The sequence below is a fragment of the Tabrizicola fusiformis genome (genome assembly GCF_013328815.1).
GTDB lineage: Bacteria > Pseudomonadota > Alphaproteobacteria > Rhodobacterales > Rhodobacteraceae > Fuscibacter.
In genome coordinates, this window is sequence record NZ_JABUHN010000007.1 from 249,437 (window position 1) to 266,595 (window position 17,159).

Genomic DNA, 17,159 nt, shown 5'->3' on the forward strand with positions numbered 1-17,159 from the left:
TTTCAAGCTGGAGAGCGCCATGCCGATCACCCCCATCCTGCAATTCGGCACCAGCCGGTTTCTTCAGGCCCATGCCGATCTGTTCCTGTCCGAAGGGCCCGACGCGATTGGTCCGGTGACGGTGGTGCAATCTTCGGGCGATGCCGGGCGGCGCGGGCGGCTCGCAGCGCTGGCCGCTCCCGAAGGCTTTCCGGTGCGGGTGCAGGGCATCGCCGACGGGCAGGCCGTTTCCTTCGAAACCCGCGTCACCTCGGTCCGCCGGGCGCTGACCACGGCGTCAGATTGGCCGGAAATCTGCCGCATCGCCGTGGAGGAGGCAGAGATCATCCTGTCCAACACCTCGGACTCCGGCTGGGTGCCGCAGCCTGCCGATGATGGTGTGACGTTCGATCAGGCGATGTCCTATCCCGCCAAGCTGACCCATCTGCTGCGCGCCCGCCACGCCGCCGGGGGCCGCCCGTTGCAGGTGATGCCGACCGAGTTGGTGGCCCGCAACGGCGACACCTTGCGCGCGCGGGTGCTGGAACTGGCCACGGCCCTTGATCCGGCGCTGGCAGAGTGGATTGCACGTGAAGTGCGTTTCGTCAACGCGCTGGTGGACCGGATCGTTTCTGCCCCGCTGGAGCCTGCCGGGGCGGTGGCAGAACCCTATGCACTTTGGGCGATCGAGGATTGCCCCGGTCTGATCCTGCCTTGCCGCCACCCGGCGTTGCAGGTGGTGGCCGATCTTGACCGGACCGAAAAGCTCAAGCTGCATATCCTCAACCTTGGCCATACTTGGCTGGTGGCCGACTGGCAGGCGCGGGGCAGCGCGGAAACCTTTGTGCGTGAAGTGATGGCCGATCCGGCGATCCGCGCCCGGCTTGAGGCGCTTTATACGGACGAGGTTCTGCCCGGTTTCGCCGCCCGTGGCTTTGCCGAAGCGCCGGCCTATGTCCGGACCACGCTGGACCGTTTTGCCAACCCGTTCCTTGACCACCGGCTGACCGACATCGCCCAGAACCATGCCGAAAAGATCCGCCGCCGGATCGGCGCCTTCCTGCACTGGTCGGGCAGCGACGGCCCGCAACTGCGCGCCCTAGCCCAGATGGTTGACCCGTAACGAGGCGATCAGCGTTTCCTTCGATGTCGCCAGATGCGCCTGCACCGCCGCCTGCGCGGCATCGGCATCGCGCGAGCGCATTGCGGCAATGATCCGGCGATGTTCGCCGATGGCCGCCTTGTTGCGGTCGCGCTCAAGCTGTTTGTCCCATTGATAATGGTAGTGGAAAATCAGCGAGATCACCTTCTGGAAATCGGTCACGAAACGGTTCTTCACCACAGCATTGATCGTGCCATGAAAGGTTTCGTCCAGCCGTGAGAAATCGCGGAAATCGGTGTCGATCCGCGCCAGAAGCTGCACATGCTCGCGGTCCAGCGCGTCGATGGCGGCCCAGACCGGGTGGGTTTCGGGCAGGCGCGTTACGGTACGGGCCGCATTCACCTCAAGCAGGGTGCGGAACTCGGACAGCTCAACCGCATAGTCGGCGGTGAACCCCAACAGCCGCCAACCGCCGCGTGGCCGCCGCTCGACCAGCCCGAAATGGCCAAGGCTGGCCAGAAATTCTTGCAGCAGATGCGGCGGGACCGAGAACTGCTTGGCCAGTTGCGCCACGTTCAGCGGCGTATCGGCGGGCACATCAAACCGCAGCACCCAGTCAAGGAACCTGCCCTCCAATTCCCGCAGCGAGATATAATCCTCGCGCTCGGGCAGACGGTCAGTCTCGGTCGCCGCACGCAGCAGGGGTTTGCTGCGCCCGTCCAGCCCGATGATTCCCGCCTCGGACAGCCGCTTCAGCACGGCGCGCACCACGGTCCGGCTGACCTTCAGCACCTCAGCCAGCTTCAGCTCGGACGGCAGGTCATCCCCCGGAGACAGACCAACCATTTGATCCAGCGTCTGATTATAGGCGGCACGAAAGCGGGCATCGGTCCGGGCCATGGCATCCTGTTCTTTTGTATTGATCCGATTAAAAACAGTTTACACCCGCCGCAAACGCCGTCTAGTGTTCTTTATGATAAAAGCCCGAAAGCGCGGGGAGGCGCCGGAATGGCCGAGATGATGCTCTGCGGCACCTGCATTGCGCCGGGTCGATTTGAACTTGTGGCGGCGCCCGTGCCGCAATCGGCACCGGATGGCTGGGTGCTGGTCGATATCACTGCGGCGGGTATCTGCGGCACCGACTATCACATCTACGAAGGCAAGCACCCCTATCTGAACTATCCCCGCGTCATCGGGCATGAGCTTGCCGGGCGGGTGGCCAAGGCGGCGCCGGGCTGGGCGGCGGGCGTGGCGGTGGTGATCAACCCTTACGTCTCTTGCGGGGCCTGCCGGGCCTGCCTGCGTGGCAAACCGAATTGCTGCACCCGGATCGAGGTGCTGGGCGTTCACCGCGACGGCGGCATCTGCGCCCGCATCGCAGTGCCTTCGGCCAATCTCTATCCGGCGGGCGACCTGCCCCCCGAGGCAGCGGCGATGGTGGAGTTTCTGGCCATCGGCGCCCATGCCGTGCGCCGGGGCGAAGTGATGGCAGGTGACAAGGTTCTGGTCACCGGCGCCGGGCCCATCGGCCTTGGCGCGGCGCTATTCGCCAAGGCGCGCGGCGCCGAGGTGCATCTTCTGGACACCACCCCGGCGCGGCTGGAGCAGGCGGGCGCCCTTGGCTTTGCGCATCTGCATTCGTCCATCGGCCCCGACCATGCCGAAGGGTTCGACGTGGTGTTTGACGCCACCGGCCATGCGGCGGCGATGGAGGCAGGCTTTGCCCATGTCGGCCACGGCGGCTCTTATGTGCTGATTTCCGTGGTGCAGGACCGCATCACCTTCTCTGACCCCGAGTTTCACAAACGCGAGGCGCGGCTGATCGGGTCACGCAATGCCACGGCCGAAGATTTTGAAACGGTGATGGCGGCGCTGCGGTCAGGCGCGGTGCAGGCGGGGGCGCTGCTTTCAGAGCGCATCGCGCTGGCCGATCTGCCCGCCCGGCTGCCAGAGCTTGCGGCGGATCGCGGGCGGCTGATCAAGGCCATCGTCACGTTGGAGGGCGCCGCATGACCGAAGTCATCCGCATGACGGCCATCGAGAAACGCTTTCCGGGGGTTCACGCCCTGCGTTCGGCGCAGTTCGACCTGCGCGCGGGCGAGGTTCACGCGCTGATGGGCGAAAACGGCGCGGGCAAATCCACGCTGATGAAGATTCTGTCGGGCATTTATGCCCCCGATGGCGGCAGCATCCATGTGAACGGTGCCGAAGTGCGCATTGCCGGGCCACGGGCGGCACAGGCGCTGGGCATCGGCATCATCCATCAGGAACTGGCGTTGATGCCCGATCTGACCGTGGCGCAGAACATCTTCATCGGGCGTGAACCGCGCAGCCGCTGGGGCGTGCTGGACGAAGCGCAGATCAACCGCGATGCGGAAGCGATCTTTGCCCAGATGAAGGTGCCGCTTGATCCGCGGGCAGAAGTGCGGCGCCTGACCATTGCAAAACAGCAGATGGTGGAAATCGCCAAGGCGCTGTCCTTCCGGTCGCGTATTCTGATCATGGACGAACCCACCGCCGCCCTGAACGAGGCGGAAACGGATGAGTTGTTCGCCATCATCCGCCGCCTGAAATCCGAAGGCGTGGCGGTGGTCTATATCAGCCACAAGATGGACGAAATCCGCCGGATTTCCGACCGGGTGACGGTGATGCGCGACGGCGCCTATGTGGGCACTGTGGCCGCCGCCGATACCCCGATTGAAACCATCATCGCCATGATGGTGGGGCGCGAGCTTGACCAGAGTGCCGCGGTGATCCCCGACCTGTCCGCCGCCCCGGTGGCGCTTGAGGTGCGGGGCCTGACCCGGGGCCGCATGGTGCGCGATGTCGGCTTTACCCTGCGCCGGGGCGAAATTCTGGGCTTTGCCGGGCTGATGGGGGCTGGGCGAACCGAGGTGGCCCGGGTGATTTTTGGCGCCGACCCGCGCGAAAGCGGTGAGATCGTCGTGCGTGGCCAGCCCCGCGCCATCCGCAGCCCGCGCGATGCTGTGGCGGCGGGCATCGGCTATCTGTCGGAAGACCGCAAGCATTTCGGGCTGGCGCTGGGAATCGACGTGCGCGGCAACATCGCCCTGACCTCGCTGGAACGGTTTTCCGACCGCTTCGGACGGGTGGATGAGCCGGCGCTGGCCAAGGTGGCCGCCGATTACATCGCCAGCCTTGCCATCCGCACCCCTTCGGACAAGCAGGAGGTGCGCCTCTTGTCAGGCGGCAATCAGCAAAAGGTGGTCATTGCCAAATGGCTTCTGCGGGATTGTGACATTCTGATCTTTGACGAGCCGACGCGCGGCATCGACGTGGGCGCCAAGGCCGAGATTTACCGCCTGCTGCAAAGCCTGGCCGAAGCGGGCAAGGCGATCATCGTCATCTCCTCGGAACTGCCCGAGGTTTTGCGACTGTCGCACCGCATCGCCGTGATGTGCGAGGGGCGGCTGACCGGCATCCTGCCCGGCGGCCCCGGCACCAGCCAGCACGACATCATGCGTCTGGCCACCCAGCGCGACCCCGCCCCCCAAGATATGGCCCGTCAAGGAGCATCCGCATGACCGCCCTTCCCGCCGCCAAGCCCCGCCTTCTGGCCGGAGGCGCGCAACAGAAGATCCTCGCCTTTGCCAGCCTGATCGTGCTTTTGGTGTTCTTCTCGCTCGCCTCGCCGAATTTCCTGCAAACCGCCAATATTCTGGCGATCCTGCAGGCGACCAGCGTGAACGGTGTGCTGGCCATTGCCGCGACGCTGGTGATCATCACCGGCGGGATCGACCTGTCGGTCGGCACGCTGATGACCTTTACCGCCGTGATTGCCGGGGTGGTGCTGACCTTCTGGGGGCTTGCGATGCCCTTCGGGATTGTCGCAGCCATCGCAGCGGGGGCGGGTTGCGGCTTCATCTCCGGCTCGCTCATCGCGCGGATGAAGATTCCGCCCTTCATCGCCACGCTGGGGATGATGCTGATCCTGAAAGGGCTGTCGCTGGTGATTTCCGGCACTAAGCCGATCTATTTCAACGATACACCCAGCTTTCCGCAGCTTTCCACTGGCTCGCTGATTGGCGCCGTGGTGCCGGGGTTGCCGGTGCCCAACGGGGTGGTGATCCTGTTCCTGCTGGCGCTGGCCATTTCCTGGGTGCTGACCCGCACGACGCTGGGGCGCTATTGCTTTGCGCTGGGGTCCAATGAAGAGGCGGTGCGGCTGTCGGGGGTCAATGCCGATGGCTGGAAGGTGGCGATTTACGCGCTGGCAGGCGGCATCTGCGGCATTGCCGGGCTGCTGATCGCCAGCCGCCTGAACTCGGCCCAACCGGCACTGGGGCTGGGTTATGAGCTGGACGCGATTGCCGCCGTGGTGATCGGGGGCACCTCGCTGGCCGGTGGGCGGGGTTCGATCCTGGGCACGATCATCGGCGCGCTCATCATGTCGGTCCTGCTGAACGGGCTGCGCATCCTGTCGGTGGCACAGGAATGGCAGACCGTGGTGACGGGCGTCATCATCATCGCCGCCGTTTACGCAGACATGCTTCGCCGGCGCCGTGCCGGTTAAGCGAGAGAGAACGGACAACGTTCCGAAAATCATCACGCATCCCAACCTGGAGGAGATCAAGATGCTGACCAGAAGAACCCTTATGGCCGCGCTGACTGCCGGTTCCCTTCTTGCCACCAGCGGCATGGCGCTGGCGCAGGACAAGCTTTACATCCCGCTGATTTCCAAAGGCTTCCAGCACCAGTTCTGGCAGGCGGTGAAGGCAGGCGCCGACAAGGCCGCGGCAGAATTCGGGGTGGAAGTCACCTTCGAAGGCCCCGACACCGAAGCGCAGGTTGACAAGCAGATGGACATGCTGGCCGCCGCGCTGGCGAAGAAACCCGCCGCCATCGGCTTTGCCGCGCTGGACAGCCAGGCGGCAACCCCGCTGTTGAAACAGGCGCAAGAGGCCGGCATTCCGGTGATTGCGTTCGACTCGGGCGTAGACAGCGACATTCCCGCGACGACCGTGACCACCAACAACGTTGCCGCCGCAGCACTCGCCGCCGACAAGATGGCGGAGCTGATCGGTGGCGCGGGCAAGGTGGCGCTGGTGGTGCATGACCAGACCTCGCGCACCGGGATCGACCGCCGCGACGGCTTTGTGAACCGCGTCAAGGAAGCCTATCCGAATATCGAGATCGTCGATATCCAGTATGGCGCTGGCGACCAGTTGCAATCGACCGAGATCACCAAGGCAATCCTGACCGCCCATCCCGATATCAAGGGCATCTTCGGTGCCAACGAAGGCTCGGCCATCGGGGTGCTGAATGCGGTCAAGGAAACCGGGACCACCGGCGTTGTGGTGATCGGCTATGACTCGGGCAAGCTGCAAAAGGACGCGATCCGCGCCGGTGAAATGGCAGGCGCCATCACCCAGAACCCGGTCGGCATCGGCTATGAAACCGTCAAGGCGGCCATTGCCGCGGTTAAGGGCGAAACGCTGCCCGCCACCATCGACTCGGGCTTTGCGTGGTATGACAAGACCAACATCGACGCGCCGGAAATCGCGGCGGTTCTCTACGACTGATCCTGGACTGATCTGATTTGAAACCAGCCGGTCCCGGGGTGCCGGGGCCGGTTCTTTGACCAAGGAAGGCTGCGATGGAACTGGGGCTGACGGGCAAGGTGGTGATCGTAACGGGGGGTGCCGCGGGCATCGGCGGCGCGATTTCGGAACTTCTGGCCGCCGAGGGCGCGGTGCCGGTGATCTTTGCCCGCCGCGCACCGGAGGCTGGCTGGCTGGCCGGGCTTGGCCCCAAGGCGGGTTGGGTGCAGGTGGAGCTGTCCGACGACGAACAGTGCCGCGCGGCGGTGGACGAGGCGCGGGCCCGGTTCGGCGCGGTCTACGGGCTGGTCAACAACGCGGGCGTCAATGACGGCGTAGGGATCGAGGCGGGGCCGGCAGCCTTTCGCGCCTCTCTCGAGCGCAATCTGATCCATTATTACACGCTGGTTCACCTCTTGGCCGATGACATCAAGGCGGCCTCGGGCGCGATTGTGAACATCAGTTCGAAAACCGCCGTAACTGGACAGGGCAACACCTCGGCCTATGTGGCGGCAAAGGCGGCACAACTGGGGCTGACGCGGGAATGGGCGGCTGCCTTTGCACCGGATGGCGTGCGGGTGAACGCGGTCATTCCGGCCGAGGTGATGACGCCGCTTTACGAACGCTGGATCAAAACCTTTGACGACCCTGCCGCGAAACTGGCCGAAATCACCGCCCGCATTCCGCTGCAACAGCGGATGACCGATGCCGCCGAGATTGCCGCGATGACAGTCTTTGCCCTTTCAGACAAGGCGCGGCATCTGACGGGCCAGTGGCTGTTTGTCGATGGCGGCTATACCCATCTGGACCGCGCGCTTGCCGGGGTGGGCAAATGAAACCCGATCACATCATCCTGTCGCCAGAAGATGATGTGGCGATTGCGCTGGCCGATCTTCCTGCGGGCGCCGAAGTGGCGGGCGTCGTCCTGCTGTCGGCAGTGCCGCGCGGCCACAAATTCGCCCGCCATGCCCTTGCCGAAGGGGCCGCCGTGCGACGCTATGGCCAGATCATCGGGCAGGCCAGCCAGCCTATCGCCCCCGGCGCCCATGTGCATGTGCAGAACCTTGGCATGTCGGCCCATGCGCTGGAGCATGACTTCGGCGCCGATCTGCGCGCCCTGCCGTCGCAGCCGCCCCGCACCTTTCAGGGCTATCGCCGCGCCGATGGCCGGGCGGGGACGCGGAATTATCTGGGCGTGCTGACCTCGGTCAACTGTTCCGGCTCGGTCGCGCGTTTCATCGCGGAAGAGGCGGAAAAGACCGACTGGTTCCGCGCATTGAAGAACGTCGATGGCATCGTGCCGATTGCGCATTCTTCCGGCTGCGGCATGGCAGGGGACAATGAGGGCTATCAAACCCTGTTCCGCACCCTGCAAGGCTATGCGAAAAATCCCAATTTCGCCGGCATCCTGCTGGTGGGTCTGGGGTGCGAGGTGATGCAGATTCCCGCGCTGATCGGCAAGGCGCGGCTGCGCGCCGATGGCCAGTTTCAGCATATGACCATTCAGGACGAAGGCGGCACCCGGCGCACAGTTGAGCGTGGCGTGGCCGCCCTGCGTGAACTGGCCGCGGTGGCCGAGACCTGCCGGCGCGAGCCGGTGCCGGTTTCCGAACTGGTGATCGGGATGCAATGCGGTGGATCGGACGGCTATTCGGGGATTACGGCCAACCCGGCGCTTGGCGTGGCCTCGGATCTGTTGGTGGCGCATGGCGGCACCACGATCTTGTCGGAAACCTCGGAAATCTACGGTGCGGAACATCTCTTGACCCGTCGCGCCATCAGCCCCGAGGTAGGCGAGAAACTGCTCGGCCGCATCCGCTGGTGGGAGGATTACACCGCCCGCAACAAGGGTGAGATGAACAACAACCCCAGCCCCGGTAACAAGCGCGGCGGGCTGACCACGATCCTTGAGAAGTCGCTGGGCGCCGTGGCCAAGGGTGGCTCTGCGCCGCTGTCGGGCGTCTATCTCTTCGCCGAACCGATCGACACCAAGGGTTTTGTCTTCATGGACAGCCCCGGATACGATCCCTGCTCGGTCACGGGCCAAGTGGCTTCGGGGGCCAATCTGATCGTCTTCACCACCGGGCGCGGGTCGGTTTCGGGGTATAAGCCGGTTCCCTGCATCAAGGTCGCCACCAATTCCGAGATGTTCACCAAGATGGCCGAGGATATGGACCTGAACACCGGCGACATTCTGGAAGGCGTCACGCTTGAGGAGAAGGGCCGCGAGATGTTTGAGTTGTTCATCCGCGTCGCCTCGGGCGAAATCACGAAATCGGAAGGGCTGGGGTTCGGCGGCGCCGAATTTGTGCCGTGGCAGATCGGGGCGGTGATGTGATGCAGCGCATGGGAATGATGATCGGGCTGCGGCCCGAAAAGATCACGGAATACAAGGTGCTGCACGCAGCCGTATGGCCGGACGTTCTGGCACGGATTTCCGCCTCGAACATCCGCAACTACACGATTTTCCTGCGCGAGCCGGAGAATATCCTGTTCGGCACCTGGGAATATCACGGCAGCGATTTCGCCGCAGACATGGCCGCGATTGCCGCCGATCCGGTGACGAAGGACTGGTGGGCGCTGACCGATCCGTGTCAGGTTCCGCTGGACAGCCGGGCCCCGGGCGATTGGTGGGCAATGATGGAAGAGGTGTTTCACCATGACTGACAGGTTGAAGGGCAAGCGCGCGCTGGTGACGGCGGCGGGACAGGGGATTGGCCGGGCAAGTGCCCTTGCCATGGCCCGCGAAGGTGCATCGGTGCTGGCAACCGATGTGAATGCCGCGACGCTGGAAAGCCTTGCCGCCGAGGGGGTGGAGACCCGCCTGCTGAACGTGCGCGACCCGGCAAGCATCGCCGATGCCGTGGCAGCGGCGGGGCCGGTGGATGTGCTGTTCAACTGCGCGGGCTTTGTCGCCAACGGCACCATTCTGGACTGTGACGAGGATCAGTGGGCCTTCAGCCTTGATCTGAACATGACGGCGATGTTCCGCATGTGCCGCGCCTTCCTGCCCGGGATGCTGGAGCGGGGTGGTGGGTCTATCATCAACATGGCTTCGGTCGCCTCTTCGGTCATCGCGGCGCCGAACCGCTTTGTCTACGGCGCGACCAAGGCCGGGGTGATCGGGCTGACCAAATCCATCGCCGCCGATTTCATCCTGCGCGGCATCCGCTGTAACGCGATCTGCCCCGGCACGGTGGAAAGCCCGTCGCTGGAAGACCGGCTGCGCGCCACCGGCGATTACGAGGCAGCCCGCCGGGCCTTTGTCGCGCGCCAGCCCATCGGCCGCATCGGCCGCGCCGACGAGATTGCCGCACTTGTGGTCTATCTCGCGTCGGACGAATCGTCCTATACCACCGGCGTCGCGCATGTGATCGACGGCGGCTGGTCCAATATCTGAGGAATTGCGATGAAACTTCTGCGTCACGGCCCTTCGGGGGCCGAAAAGCCCGGTTTGCTGCATGAGGACGGAACCATCCGCGACCTGTCGGGGCTGGTGGCCGATATCGGTGGCGGCGTGCTGTCGGATGCCGGGATCGCCATGCTGCGCGGCATCGACCCGGCCAGCCTGCCCGTTGTGGCGGCAGATACCCGGCTTGGCCCCTGCGTGGCTGGAACCGGCAAGTTCATCTGCATCGGTCTGAACTATGCCGACCACGCCGCCGAAAGCGGCCACGCCGTTCCGCCCGAGCCGGTGATCTTCATGAAGGCCACCTCTGCCATCTGCGGCCCGAACGACCCGATCATCATTCCCCGCGGTTCGGTCAAGACCGACTGGGAAGTGGAACTGGCCGTCATCATTGGCACCAAGGCGAAATATGTGACCGAGGATCAGGCGCTGGCCCATGTCGCAGGCTATGCGGTGGCCAATGACGTCTCTGAGCGGTCGTTTCAGGCAGAACGCGCCGGCCAGTGGACCAAGGGCAAAAGCTGCGACAACTTCGGCCAGCTTGGCCCCTGGCTGGTGACGCGCGACGAGGTGGCCGACCCGCAGGCCCTGTCGATGTGGCTGACGGTGAACGGCGCCAAACAGCAGGACGGCTCGACCACCACAATGGTTTACGGGGTGGCGCATCTGGTCAGCTATCTGTCGCAGTTCATGACGCTGCACCCCGGTGACGTGATTTCCACCGGCACCCCGCCCGGAGTGGGTCTGGGGCAAAAGCCGCCGCGCTTCCTGAAAGCAGGCGATGTGGTGGAACTGGGCATCGCGGGCCTTGGCCAGCAGCGTCAGGATGTGATCGCCGACTGACCCCATCCCATGGCCGAACCGATTCGCAAAAGGCCCGGCGCGACTATCGCGCCGGGTTTTGCTTTTGCCCGGCGCGGCCCGTTGCCCGGAGCCACTTTGCTGCCGCACGCGCCGCTGTAGCGGGTGCAGGTGTGCGTTGACACGAGAGTCTGCATAGAAGCGGGAATATCTGGGAACAGGTGGGAATATCTGAAAAGTGGTGCGAGAACATGGGGTTAGCCGGGCGGTGGCGGTGGCTTGGGGAGCGCGCGGAGAATCCTGCATAAACGCTAAAAAGCGGGTTTCCGGGGGCGGTAGGCCCATCTGGCGCCTCAGGTGGAGCGTTCTGCAAGGTGGCGTTTAAAGGGCTGAAAACGCGAGATTAAATGCCCTGATATGGCCTTAGGCACCTTCGATCAGGCGCCGGAAGTAGCCCCGGAACTGGGAAGTCGGGCGATTTTGCGGAAAATCACTTCCCAGAAGGCGAATAGTGAAAGAATATCATCCTGTTAGCTTAGACGTGGCCGCAGAAATCCGGGCCTCAAACTGGGAAGCGATCTTGCGATAGATCACCGCATAGCCAGGCCACATCCTGCAACCGTACCGCGAAAATCACTTGTGCAGCGGATAGGAATCGAGTTCGTTGACTGCGCCTAAAGCCAGCGGAGCAGAAACATGCCAGCATTGATTATGGCCGCCTATGTCGCCTTCGGCTTCTCGGCGATCGGGTTGCTGACGGCAATATCGCTCGAGTCTGTGGTAATGATCGTTGGTGCCGTCCAGCTCTGCGCCGTAGCTGTTTTCTTTCTTGGGATGTCCCGTATCGTCGAACTGCTGAGCGACATCAGGTCGGCCCTCTCACCGGCCGCGACGACTTCACCCGCGGAGAGTCCGCCCAATCTCCCCTCCCCTCTGCCCCGTTCGGCTACCGAAATCGCTGCCGACATCGAAAGAATGCGTAGCCGAACGTGATCAGGGCTTCGGCAGCAGGCCAATCCAGACCACTCGGCCAAGCATCCTGAAGGTGCCTGGCGATTTGCGGTCTACTATCCTTGCCTCACCATCTTCGGCACCCGGAAGCAGCACGATTACTTCACCGCTAAAAGCCGCCCGGCTAATGCCAAGTTCAGTGCCATCGCGGTAACACCAGAGGGCGCCAGCACCCTTCTGCAGGGCATCTGTTTCCAGTATCGCAACGGTGTTTTTCGCCTCCGATAACGAAAATGCAACCCTTGTAGGTATAACTGCCGTCAAAGCTTCGGGTGAGAACCCCTCAGACGCGAGCCATGACGCATGAAATGCAACCGGGGCGGAACCTCGCCGCAAGGCTTCTTGGTGCCATGGAATAGGCATGTACCCGTTCCGGATTCCATCGACTCGAGATAGCTCAGGTGCTTCGCCGGTCTCGGAAAACCCGCTCAGTTCTCGTCTCGGTCCGAAGTAGCATTCGAGGCCAAGTACACGGGCAAGCGCTTGAAGGGACTGAAAAGAATAGCGTTTATCCTCGCCGCGATCGGCACGCATGTTCTTGAGAAGCGAGTAGTTTCCGACCGCCAGCTTTGATGCCGCCGCATCCGTTAGGCCGGTGCGGGCAAGGGCTTGGTCTATGACTGCAAGAACGGGGTCCATAGGTCTCTCTAGCCCAATATGGCTAATCCGACAATATTAGCCATTTTGGGCTTGATGGTTATGGCCCATTATGGCTATATCTGGCCATGGACACGAAATCCGCCCTCCTCACCCTCTCGGAAGCGATGGCCGCCCATCAGGGCGTGACGCATTTCGCAATCTCAATGCGGCTGTTCGGCAAAGGTGATTTCTTCAAGCGGCTTTCCCGTCCGGGTGCGGACTGCCGCACTAAAACTGCTGCCCTCGCACTCGAGTGGTTCAACCAAAACTGGCCCGCCGACCTCGAGTGGCCTTCCAGCATTTCCCGCCCCCCCAAAACCAAGAAGGAGGCCGCATGATGGCCCGTATTTTGCGCGCCGCCCGCGCCCTCGACGATCACTGGTTAGGCGACCTTCTGGGCGCCGTCAGCCTGTTCGCTCTTGGGTGGATGTGGCTCGCTATCGGATGGGTGCTGCAGTGACCGCCGCCACCCTGTTCAAACCGGCTGACCTCGCGGAGCGGATGCAGTTAGCCCGGGATTGGGCCAAAATCGCCCAAGCCGAACGCACGGCAAGTGATGCATTGAACCCCCGCTTTGATGCTTGCGAAATCGAGGCTGATGAGGAGTTCCACCACGAGCTTCATCAGCGCTTTGCCTCCGAAATGGAAGCGGTTGACGCGCTTATCGCCCTTCTGACCGCCCCCGAGATGCAGGCCGAAATCCACGCGCTGAAAGGCGGTGCGTGATGGCCAATGTCCATGTGCCGAAGCCCAAGCCTGTTTTCTCGATCCGCTGGCTGCCGCGCATCAAGTGCTATGTCGTGATCGATCCCCAGGGGGCGGTCTGTTCTGCGCCGACGTCGAAGGACGGGGCCGAGCGCCTGCGGGATGCCAAGCAGGCAGAAGCCGACCGGAAAGCCAAGCGCGGGGTGAGGCCCTGCCTGCGGTGTGGCCACGATTTCCTGAGCGAGGGCTTCCACAACCGGATGTGCCAGCCCTGCCGCGGCGCCAGCAGTGCCGAGGGTATGTCGAACCCCTACTGCATGGGCGCGATGACCGGACGGAGGAAGTCTGCGTGATCCGCGCCGCCGCCCTGTCCTCGCCCCGTCTGCAGCGCGTGTTGGCGCTGCTGGCCGATGGCCGGCCGCATACGACGCGGGACATCGTGCGCAGGGCGCGGGTCATGGCGGTGAATGCCTGCATCTCCGAGTTACGCCACCACGGCGCCGAGATCACCTGCGCCCAGCAGGTGATCAACGACGAACGCCGCTTTTTTTACACCATGACGAAAGCACCTGCCCCGAAATGAAAGCCCCTACCCTGCAGATGACCGGCCTTGTGCCGGTGGCGGATATCGACACGCGCAACCGGCTGCGTCCGGTCAGCGCCGCCGGGGTGGAGAGCATCATCGCCTCGATCGGTGAGGTCGGGGTGATGAAAGACCCGATCCATGTGCGGCGCAAGAAGGGCGGCCAGCTGGTGCTGATCGCGGGCGGCCACCGTCTTGAAGCCGCCAAGCGGCTGGACTGGACCGAGATCGAGGCCAAGGTCTGGGGCGACGTGACCGACGACTGGTCGCGGATGATGGAGATCGACGACAACCTTGCCGGGGCCGAGCTGAACCCGCTGGATACGGCCCTGTTTCTGGCCGCACGCAAGGAAGTCTATGAGCGGCTGCATCCGGAGACGCGCGCACTCGCCTTCAAGGGTAATCGCCATACCGGCAGTCTAGCGACGGACATGATGTCCGTCGCTAGCTTTGCCACCGCCACCGCCGAAAAGTTCGGCATGACTGACCGTCATGTCCGCCGCCTGATCGCCGCTGGAGCCGCGCTGAAGCCCGGTCATGTCGAGCAACTGCGGCAGTCGGCGCGGCCGGTTTCGCTGGCCGATCTGCAGGTGATCGCCAAGGCTGATCCGGATCAGCGGGTGGAGATCGTCGGTGCCATCGCGGATGGCAAGGCCAAGTCCGCCGCCGAGGCGTTCTCGGGGCTGAAGGCCCGCGCGCGGGGCGTTGAAGTGCCCGTTAAAGACCCTGTTGAAGAGGCGTTTGCCGCCCTGTCGAAGACATGGACCCGCGCGCCGGTTGCTGCCAAGCGCCGCTTTCTGGACGAGCACTTCGGGGTGCTGAGCCTCCTGCTGAATGAGGTGGCGGCGGCGCGGAAGGCGGGCGGGAAATGACCCCCAAAAACCTGCCCATCCTCTACCAGAATGTCATGTTCGGTCTGAAATCGGAGATCGGGCGGGCGGCCTTTCTGTGGGCAACAGAACGCCCCGGCGAAGGGGAGTTGTGCTATCGCGCTGAGGCGTTTGCGCACGAGGTCGAGTGCCTTTTCGAAACGATAACTGCACTGATCCACATCGGCGAGTATCAGGCGTTTCTTCAGCGGTCGCGACCGCTGATGGACCTGGCAGCCGAAACAGACCTGCTGCACTACATCCTTGCGCGCCACGCGAACGAAAGGTTCAGCGGGAACCTGAAGCCGACCTATTTGAACCTGCTTGATGGCGGAGGTGACGCATGACGCGCCTCGCCCCCGATCAGGAATGGTGGACAGCCGAGGAGATTGCCGCTGCGGCGCTCCCCGACATGCCCGGTACCAAGCGGGGGGTGAACCTGCATATCGACGCCAATGACTGGCGCAGTCAGGCGGCGTTTGCACGGCGCAGGGCGGGCAAGGGTGGCGGCTGGGAATACAGCTGGCGGCTGCTCCCGGCGCGGGCGCGGCGCAAGCTGCTGTCAGATGTCGCCCCGCCCCGCGCCGCCGGGCCGCGCAGCCGCGACGAGGTCTGGGCCTGGTATGAAAAGCTGCCCGCCTCGGTGCAGCAAAAGGCGCAGGATCGGCTGACGGTGATCCAGGAGGTCGAGGCACTGGAACGGGCTGATGGCAAGCATGCGGCCATCGCCGCCATAGCCGCCGCCCGCGTCATCGGGGCCCGCACCATCTGGGGTTGGTTCGCCCTCATCGAAGGGGTGCGCGCTGATGACCGCCTGCCCTATCTCGCGCCCCGCAACCGTGCGGCTGAACAGCGGGGCAGCAAGCCCAAGGACTGCGATCCGGAGTTCTTCGATCTGATCAAGAGCGACTATTTGCGGTCGGGTCCGCATGGTTTCACAGACAGCTATCGTCTGGCTGTCGGCGTGGCTGAGAAGAGGGGCCTTGCGATCCTGCCTGAGCGAACGATGCGGCGCAGGCTCGATGCCGCCGTGTCCAGACCCATGCAGGTTCTGGCGCGCGAGGGCATTGACGCGCTGAAGCGGATGTATCCGGTTCAGGTGCGCGACAAGACTGCGCTGGGTGCAATGGAGGCGGTGAACGCCGACTTTCACAAGTTTGACGTCTTTGTGCGCTGGCCCTCCGCCCCCGGCGAGAAGCCGCAAATCCTGCGGCCCCAGCTGGTCGCGTTTCAGGACATTCACTCTGGCCGAATCCTGTCATGGCGGGTTGATGTCAGCGCCAACAGCACGGCAGTTCTGCTGGCCGCTGGTGACATGATCAGCACATGGGGGATTCCGGAGCATGTGCTGCTCGACAACGGGCGCGAGTTCGCAGCCAAGTCGATCACCGGCGGCGCTTCCACCCGCTATCGCTTCAAGGTCAAGGAAGACGACATTCCCGGCCTCTTCACGCAGCTGGGATGCGCGATCCACTGGGCCACGCCCTACTCCGGCCAGTCCAAGACGATCGAACGGGCGTGGCTCGACCTGTCCCGGACGGTGCCTGGTGATCCGCGCCTTGCCGGGGCCTGGACGGGCCGCAGCGTGGACAGCCAGCCTGAAGACTATGGCAGCCGCGCCGTTGATCTCGACTTGTTCCTGACGGTCGTCGCCGAGAAGATCGAAGAGCATAACACGCGGCAGGGCCGCAGGTCGGAGGTCGCCTTCGGCCGGTCCTTTGCGGAAGTCTTTGACGAAAGCTATGCCCAGCGCCCGATCAAGAAGGCGACCGAGGCGCAGCGTCGGTTCTGGCTGATGGGCGCTGAGGGCGTGCGGGCTGACACCAACACCGGTGCTGTCTGGTTCCAGCGCAATGAGTTCTGGGCAGACTGGATGCATGAGATCGCCGGGGAGCGCGTGGTCATCCGCTTTGACCCTGCGGCGTTCTGGGATGGCATCCACGTCTACAGCGCCGACAACCGTTATCTCGGCCATGCGCCGGTGCGTCAGAAGGCAGGCTTCTTCGACATGGACGAGGCACGGACCCATACCCGCGCCCGCGCAGCATGGATTAAGGCAGAGCGGGAGCGGCTGGCTGCACATCGCCGCCTGTCTGCGCTGGAACTCGGCCAGGCGATCGAGGGCATTGCCGCCCCTGCTCCCGCGCCGGTGGAAGCCAAGGTGGTTCGCCCGACCTTCGGCAAACCGGCAGCAAAGGCAAAGGGCGCCCGCGCGACCCAGCCCGCAGGGGTCTCGGCTGAAGAACTCTCGCGCGCTCAGGATCGTGTCGTGGCCGATCTGGCTGCACGACGCGCGCCTAAGCCCGCCGAAGAAACCGATCGTGAGCGTTTCCGGCGCGCCCTGCAGATCGAAAACGCCCTGAAAGCCGGTGAGGCGGTGACGCCGGAGCAGCAACGCTGGGCCTCGATGTTCCTGGCCTCGCCCCCCGGCAAGGCCGAGCGCCAGCTCTGGGATCAATTCGGCAACGAGATTTTTGGATGAGGCGCTGGCAGGGGCGGT

General features: G+C 64.0%; 21 protein-coding genes. 19 read left to right on the plus strand and 2 right to left on the minus strand.

Annotated features, from left to right (window positions below):
* Nucleotides 1–19 precede the first annotated feature (19 nt).
* Complete coding sequence (locus tag HS053_RS13330) at nucleotides 20–1,102, plus strand: mannitol dehydrogenase family protein (RefSeq protein ID WP_174211736.1); 1,083 nt, start codon at nucleotides 20–22, stop codon at nucleotides 1,100–1,102.
* On the opposite strand, the gene HS053_RS13335 is transcribed toward HS053_RS13330, so the two are convergent.
* The gene (locus HS053_RS13335) at nucleotides 1,079–1,981 is read right to left on the minus strand and encodes a GntR family transcriptional regulator (RefSeq protein WP_174211737.1); all 903 of its coding nucleotides are present in this window, start codon (nucleotides 1,979–1,981) and stop codon (nucleotides 1,079–1,081) included. The genes HS053_RS13330 and HS053_RS13335 overlap by 24 nt on opposite strands.
* A 108-nt stretch (nucleotides 1,982–2,089) precedes the next feature.
* On the opposite strand from HS053_RS13335, the gene HS053_RS13340 reads away from it, so the two are divergent.
* The 10 genes from HS053_RS13340 to HS053_RS13385 all read left to right on the plus strand — a co-directional run bounded on the left by HS053_RS13340 (nucleotide 2,090) and on the right by HS053_RS13385 (nucleotide 11,845).
* On the plus strand, nucleotides 2,090–3,094 hold the full coding sequence (locus HS053_RS13340; protein ID WP_174211738.1) for a zinc-binding alcohol dehydrogenase family protein: 1,005 nt from the start codon (nucleotides 2,090–2,092) through the stop codon (nucleotides 3,092–3,094).
* Nucleotides 3,091–4,626 carry a sugar ABC transporter ATP-binding protein gene (locus HS053_RS13345; RefSeq protein WP_174211739.1) on the plus strand — a complete coding sequence of 512 codons (1,536 nt, stop codon included), beginning with the start codon at nucleotides 3,091–3,093 and terminating at the stop codon, nucleotides 4,624–4,626. The genes HS053_RS13340 and HS053_RS13345 overlap by 4 nt, the downstream gene beginning before the upstream one ends.
* A complete protein-coding gene (locus HS053_RS13350; protein ID WP_174211740.1) occupies nucleotides 4,623–5,615 on the plus strand; it encodes an ABC transporter permease in 993 nt (330 codons plus the stop codon). Before HS053_RS13345 ends, HS053_RS13350 begins: the two co-directional genes overlap by 4 nt.
* A 61-nt stretch (nucleotides 5,616–5,676) precedes the next feature.
* A complete protein-coding gene (locus HS053_RS13355; RefSeq protein WP_174211741.1) occupies nucleotides 5,677–6,624 on the plus strand; it encodes an ABC transporter substrate-binding protein in 948 nt (315 codons plus the stop codon).
* 74 nt (nucleotides 6,625–6,698) lie between these two features.
* Nucleotides 6,699–7,478, plus strand: coding sequence for an L-fucose dehydrogenase (locus HS053_RS13360; protein WP_174211742.1), 780 nt, complete (start codon nucleotides 6,699–6,701; stop codon nucleotides 7,476–7,478).
* Nucleotides 7,475–8,980 carry a UxaA family hydrolase gene (locus HS053_RS13365; RefSeq protein ID WP_174211743.1) on the plus strand — a complete coding sequence of 502 codons (1,506 nt, stop codon included), beginning with the start codon at nucleotides 7,475–7,477 and terminating at the stop codon, nucleotides 8,978–8,980. The genes HS053_RS13360 and HS053_RS13365 overlap by 4 nt, the downstream gene beginning before the upstream one ends.
* Nucleotides 8,956–9,309 (plus strand): L-rhamnose mutarotase, encoded by a 354-nt coding sequence (locus tag HS053_RS13370; RefSeq protein WP_347233328.1) that lies wholly within the window; start codon nucleotides 8,956–8,958, stop codon nucleotides 9,307–9,309. The genes HS053_RS13365 and HS053_RS13370 overlap by 25 nt, the downstream gene beginning before the upstream one ends.
* Entirely contained in the window at nucleotides 9,302–10,042 is a 741-nt protein-coding gene (locus HS053_RS13375) for an SDR family oxidoreductase (protein ID WP_174211744.1), read from the plus strand. Before HS053_RS13370 ends, HS053_RS13375 begins: the two co-directional genes overlap by 8 nt.
* A gap of 9 nt (nucleotides 10,043–10,051) precedes the next feature.
* Nucleotides 10,052–10,894, plus strand: a complete 843-nt coding sequence (locus tag HS053_RS13380) for a fumarylacetoacetate hydrolase family protein (RefSeq protein WP_174211745.1) — start codon at nucleotides 10,052–10,054, stop codon at nucleotides 10,892–10,894.
* A gap of 654 nt (nucleotides 10,895–11,548) precedes the next feature.
* A complete protein-coding gene (locus HS053_RS13385; RefSeq protein ID WP_174211746.1) occupies nucleotides 11,549–11,845 on the plus strand; it encodes a hypothetical protein in 297 nt (98 codons plus the stop codon).
* On the opposite strand, the gene HS053_RS13390 is transcribed toward HS053_RS13385, so the two are convergent.
* Nucleotides 11,846–12,502: a hypothetical protein gene (locus HS053_RS13390; protein ID WP_174211747.1), complete on the minus strand. Its 657-nt coding sequence runs from the start codon at nucleotides 12,500–12,502 to the stop codon at nucleotides 11,846–11,848. It abuts the gene before it with no gap.
* An 86-nt stretch (nucleotides 12,503–12,588) separates the two neighbouring features.
* On the opposite strand from HS053_RS13390, the gene HS053_RS13395 reads away from it, so the two are divergent.
* The 8 genes from HS053_RS13395 to HS053_RS13425 are packed head-to-tail and all read left to right on the plus strand — an operon-like array spanning nucleotide 12,589 to nucleotide 17,141.
* Entirely contained in the window at nucleotides 12,589–12,840 is a 252-nt protein-coding gene (locus tag HS053_RS13395) for a hypothetical protein (RefSeq protein WP_174211748.1), read from the plus strand.
* On the plus strand, nucleotides 12,837–12,962 hold the full coding sequence (locus HS053_RS22530) for a hypothetical protein (protein ID WP_277817062.1): 126 nt from the start codon (nucleotides 12,837–12,839) through the stop codon (nucleotides 12,960–12,962). Before HS053_RS13395 ends, HS053_RS22530 begins: the two co-directional genes overlap by 4 nt.
* Complete coding sequence (locus tag HS053_RS13400) at nucleotides 12,959–13,228, plus strand: hypothetical protein (protein WP_174211749.1); 270 nt, start codon at nucleotides 12,959–12,961, stop codon at nucleotides 13,226–13,228. The genes HS053_RS22530 and HS053_RS13400 overlap by 4 nt, the downstream gene beginning before the upstream one ends.
* Nucleotides 13,228–13,560: a hypothetical protein gene (locus HS053_RS13405; protein ID WP_174211750.1), complete on the plus strand. Its 333-nt coding sequence runs from the start codon at nucleotides 13,228–13,230 to the stop codon at nucleotides 13,558–13,560. The genes HS053_RS13400 and HS053_RS13405 overlap by 1 nt, the downstream gene beginning before the upstream one ends.
* Complete coding sequence (locus HS053_RS13410) at nucleotides 13,557–13,790, plus strand: hypothetical protein (RefSeq protein ID WP_174211751.1); 234 nt, start codon at nucleotides 13,557–13,559, stop codon at nucleotides 13,788–13,790. Before HS053_RS13405 ends, HS053_RS13410 begins: the two co-directional genes overlap by 4 nt.
* Nucleotides 13,787–14,662 (plus strand): ParB/RepB/Spo0J family partition protein, encoded by an 876-nt coding sequence (locus tag HS053_RS13415; RefSeq protein ID WP_174211752.1) that lies wholly within the window; start codon nucleotides 13,787–13,789, stop codon nucleotides 14,660–14,662. Before HS053_RS13410 ends, HS053_RS13415 begins: the two co-directional genes overlap by 4 nt.
* The gene (locus HS053_RS13420) at nucleotides 14,659–15,006 is read left to right on the plus strand and encodes a hypothetical protein (protein ID WP_174211753.1); all 348 of its coding nucleotides are present in this window, start codon (nucleotides 14,659–14,661) and stop codon (nucleotides 15,004–15,006) included. The genes HS053_RS13415 and HS053_RS13420 overlap by 4 nt, the downstream gene beginning before the upstream one ends.
* Entirely contained in the window at nucleotides 15,003–17,141 is a 2,139-nt protein-coding gene (locus tag HS053_RS13425; protein WP_174211754.1) for a transposase domain-containing protein, read from the plus strand. Before HS053_RS13420 ends, HS053_RS13425 begins: the two co-directional genes overlap by 4 nt.
* Nucleotides 17,142–17,159: the final 18 nt, after the last annotated feature.

Bases quoted from the DNA above. Each gene is read 5' to 3' on its own strand.
- HS053_RS13335 (WP_174211737.1), bottom strand. From the start codon at position 1,981: ATGGCCCGGACCGATGCCCGCTTTCGTGCCGCCTATAATCAGACGCTG.
- HS053_RS13390 (WP_174211747.1), bottom strand. From the start codon at position 12,502: ATGGACCCCGTTCTTGCAGTCATAGACCAAGCCCTTGCCCGCACCGGC.
- HS053_RS13385 (WP_174211746.1), top strand. From the start codon at position 11,549: ATGCCAGCATTGATTATGGCCGCCTATGTCGCCTTCGGCTTCTCGGCG.
- HS053_RS13375 (WP_174211744.1), top strand. From the start codon at position 9,302: ATGACTGACAGGTTGAAGGGCAAGCGCGCGCTGGTGACGGCGGCGGGA.
- HS053_RS13380 (WP_174211745.1), top strand. From the start codon at position 10,052: ATGAAACTTCTGCGTCACGGCCCTTCGGGGGCCGAAAAGCCCGGTTTG.
- HS053_RS13395 (WP_174211748.1), top strand. From the start codon at position 12,589: ATGGACACGAAATCCGCCCTCCTCACCCTCTCGGAAGCGATGGCCGCC.
- HS053_RS13350 (WP_174211740.1), top strand. From the start codon at position 4,623: ATGACCGCCCTTCCCGCCGCCAAGCCCCGCCTTCTGGCCGGAGGCGCG.
- HS053_RS13345 (WP_174211739.1), top strand. From the start codon at position 3,091: ATGACCGAAGTCATCCGCATGACGGCCATCGAGAAACGCTTTCCGGGG.
- HS053_RS13415 (WP_174211752.1), top strand. From the start codon at position 13,787: ATGAAAGCCCCTACCCTGCAGATGACCGGCCTTGTGCCGGTGGCGGAT.
- HS053_RS13365 (WP_174211743.1), top strand. From the start codon at position 7,475: ATGAAACCCGATCACATCATCCTGTCGCCAGAAGATGATGTGGCGATT.
- HS053_RS13355 (WP_174211741.1), top strand. From the start codon at position 5,677: ATGCTGACCAGAAGAACCCTTATGGCCGCGCTGACTGCCGGTTCCCTT.
- HS053_RS13420 (WP_174211753.1), top strand. From the start codon at position 14,659: ATGACCCCCAAAAACCTGCCCATCCTCTACCAGAATGTCATGTTCGGT.
- HS053_RS13360 (WP_174211742.1), top strand. From the start codon at position 6,699: ATGGAACTGGGGCTGACGGGCAAGGTGGTGATCGTAACGGGGGGTGCC.
- HS053_RS13340 (WP_174211738.1), top strand. From the start codon at position 2,090: ATGGCCGAGATGATGCTCTGCGGCACCTGCATTGCGCCGGGTCGATTT.
- HS053_RS22530 (WP_277817062.1), top strand. From the start codon at position 12,837: ATGATGGCCCGTATTTTGCGCGCCGCCCGCGCCCTCGACGATCACTGG.
- HS053_RS13405 (WP_174211750.1), top strand. From the start codon at position 13,228: ATGGCCAATGTCCATGTGCCGAAGCCCAAGCCTGTTTTCTCGATCCGC.
- HS053_RS13425 (WP_174211754.1), top strand. From the start codon at position 15,003: ATGACGCGCCTCGCCCCCGATCAGGAATGGTGGACAGCCGAGGAGATT.
- HS053_RS13330 (WP_174211736.1), top strand. From the start codon at position 20: ATGCCGATCACCCCCATCCTGCAATTCGGCACCAGCCGGTTTCTTCAG.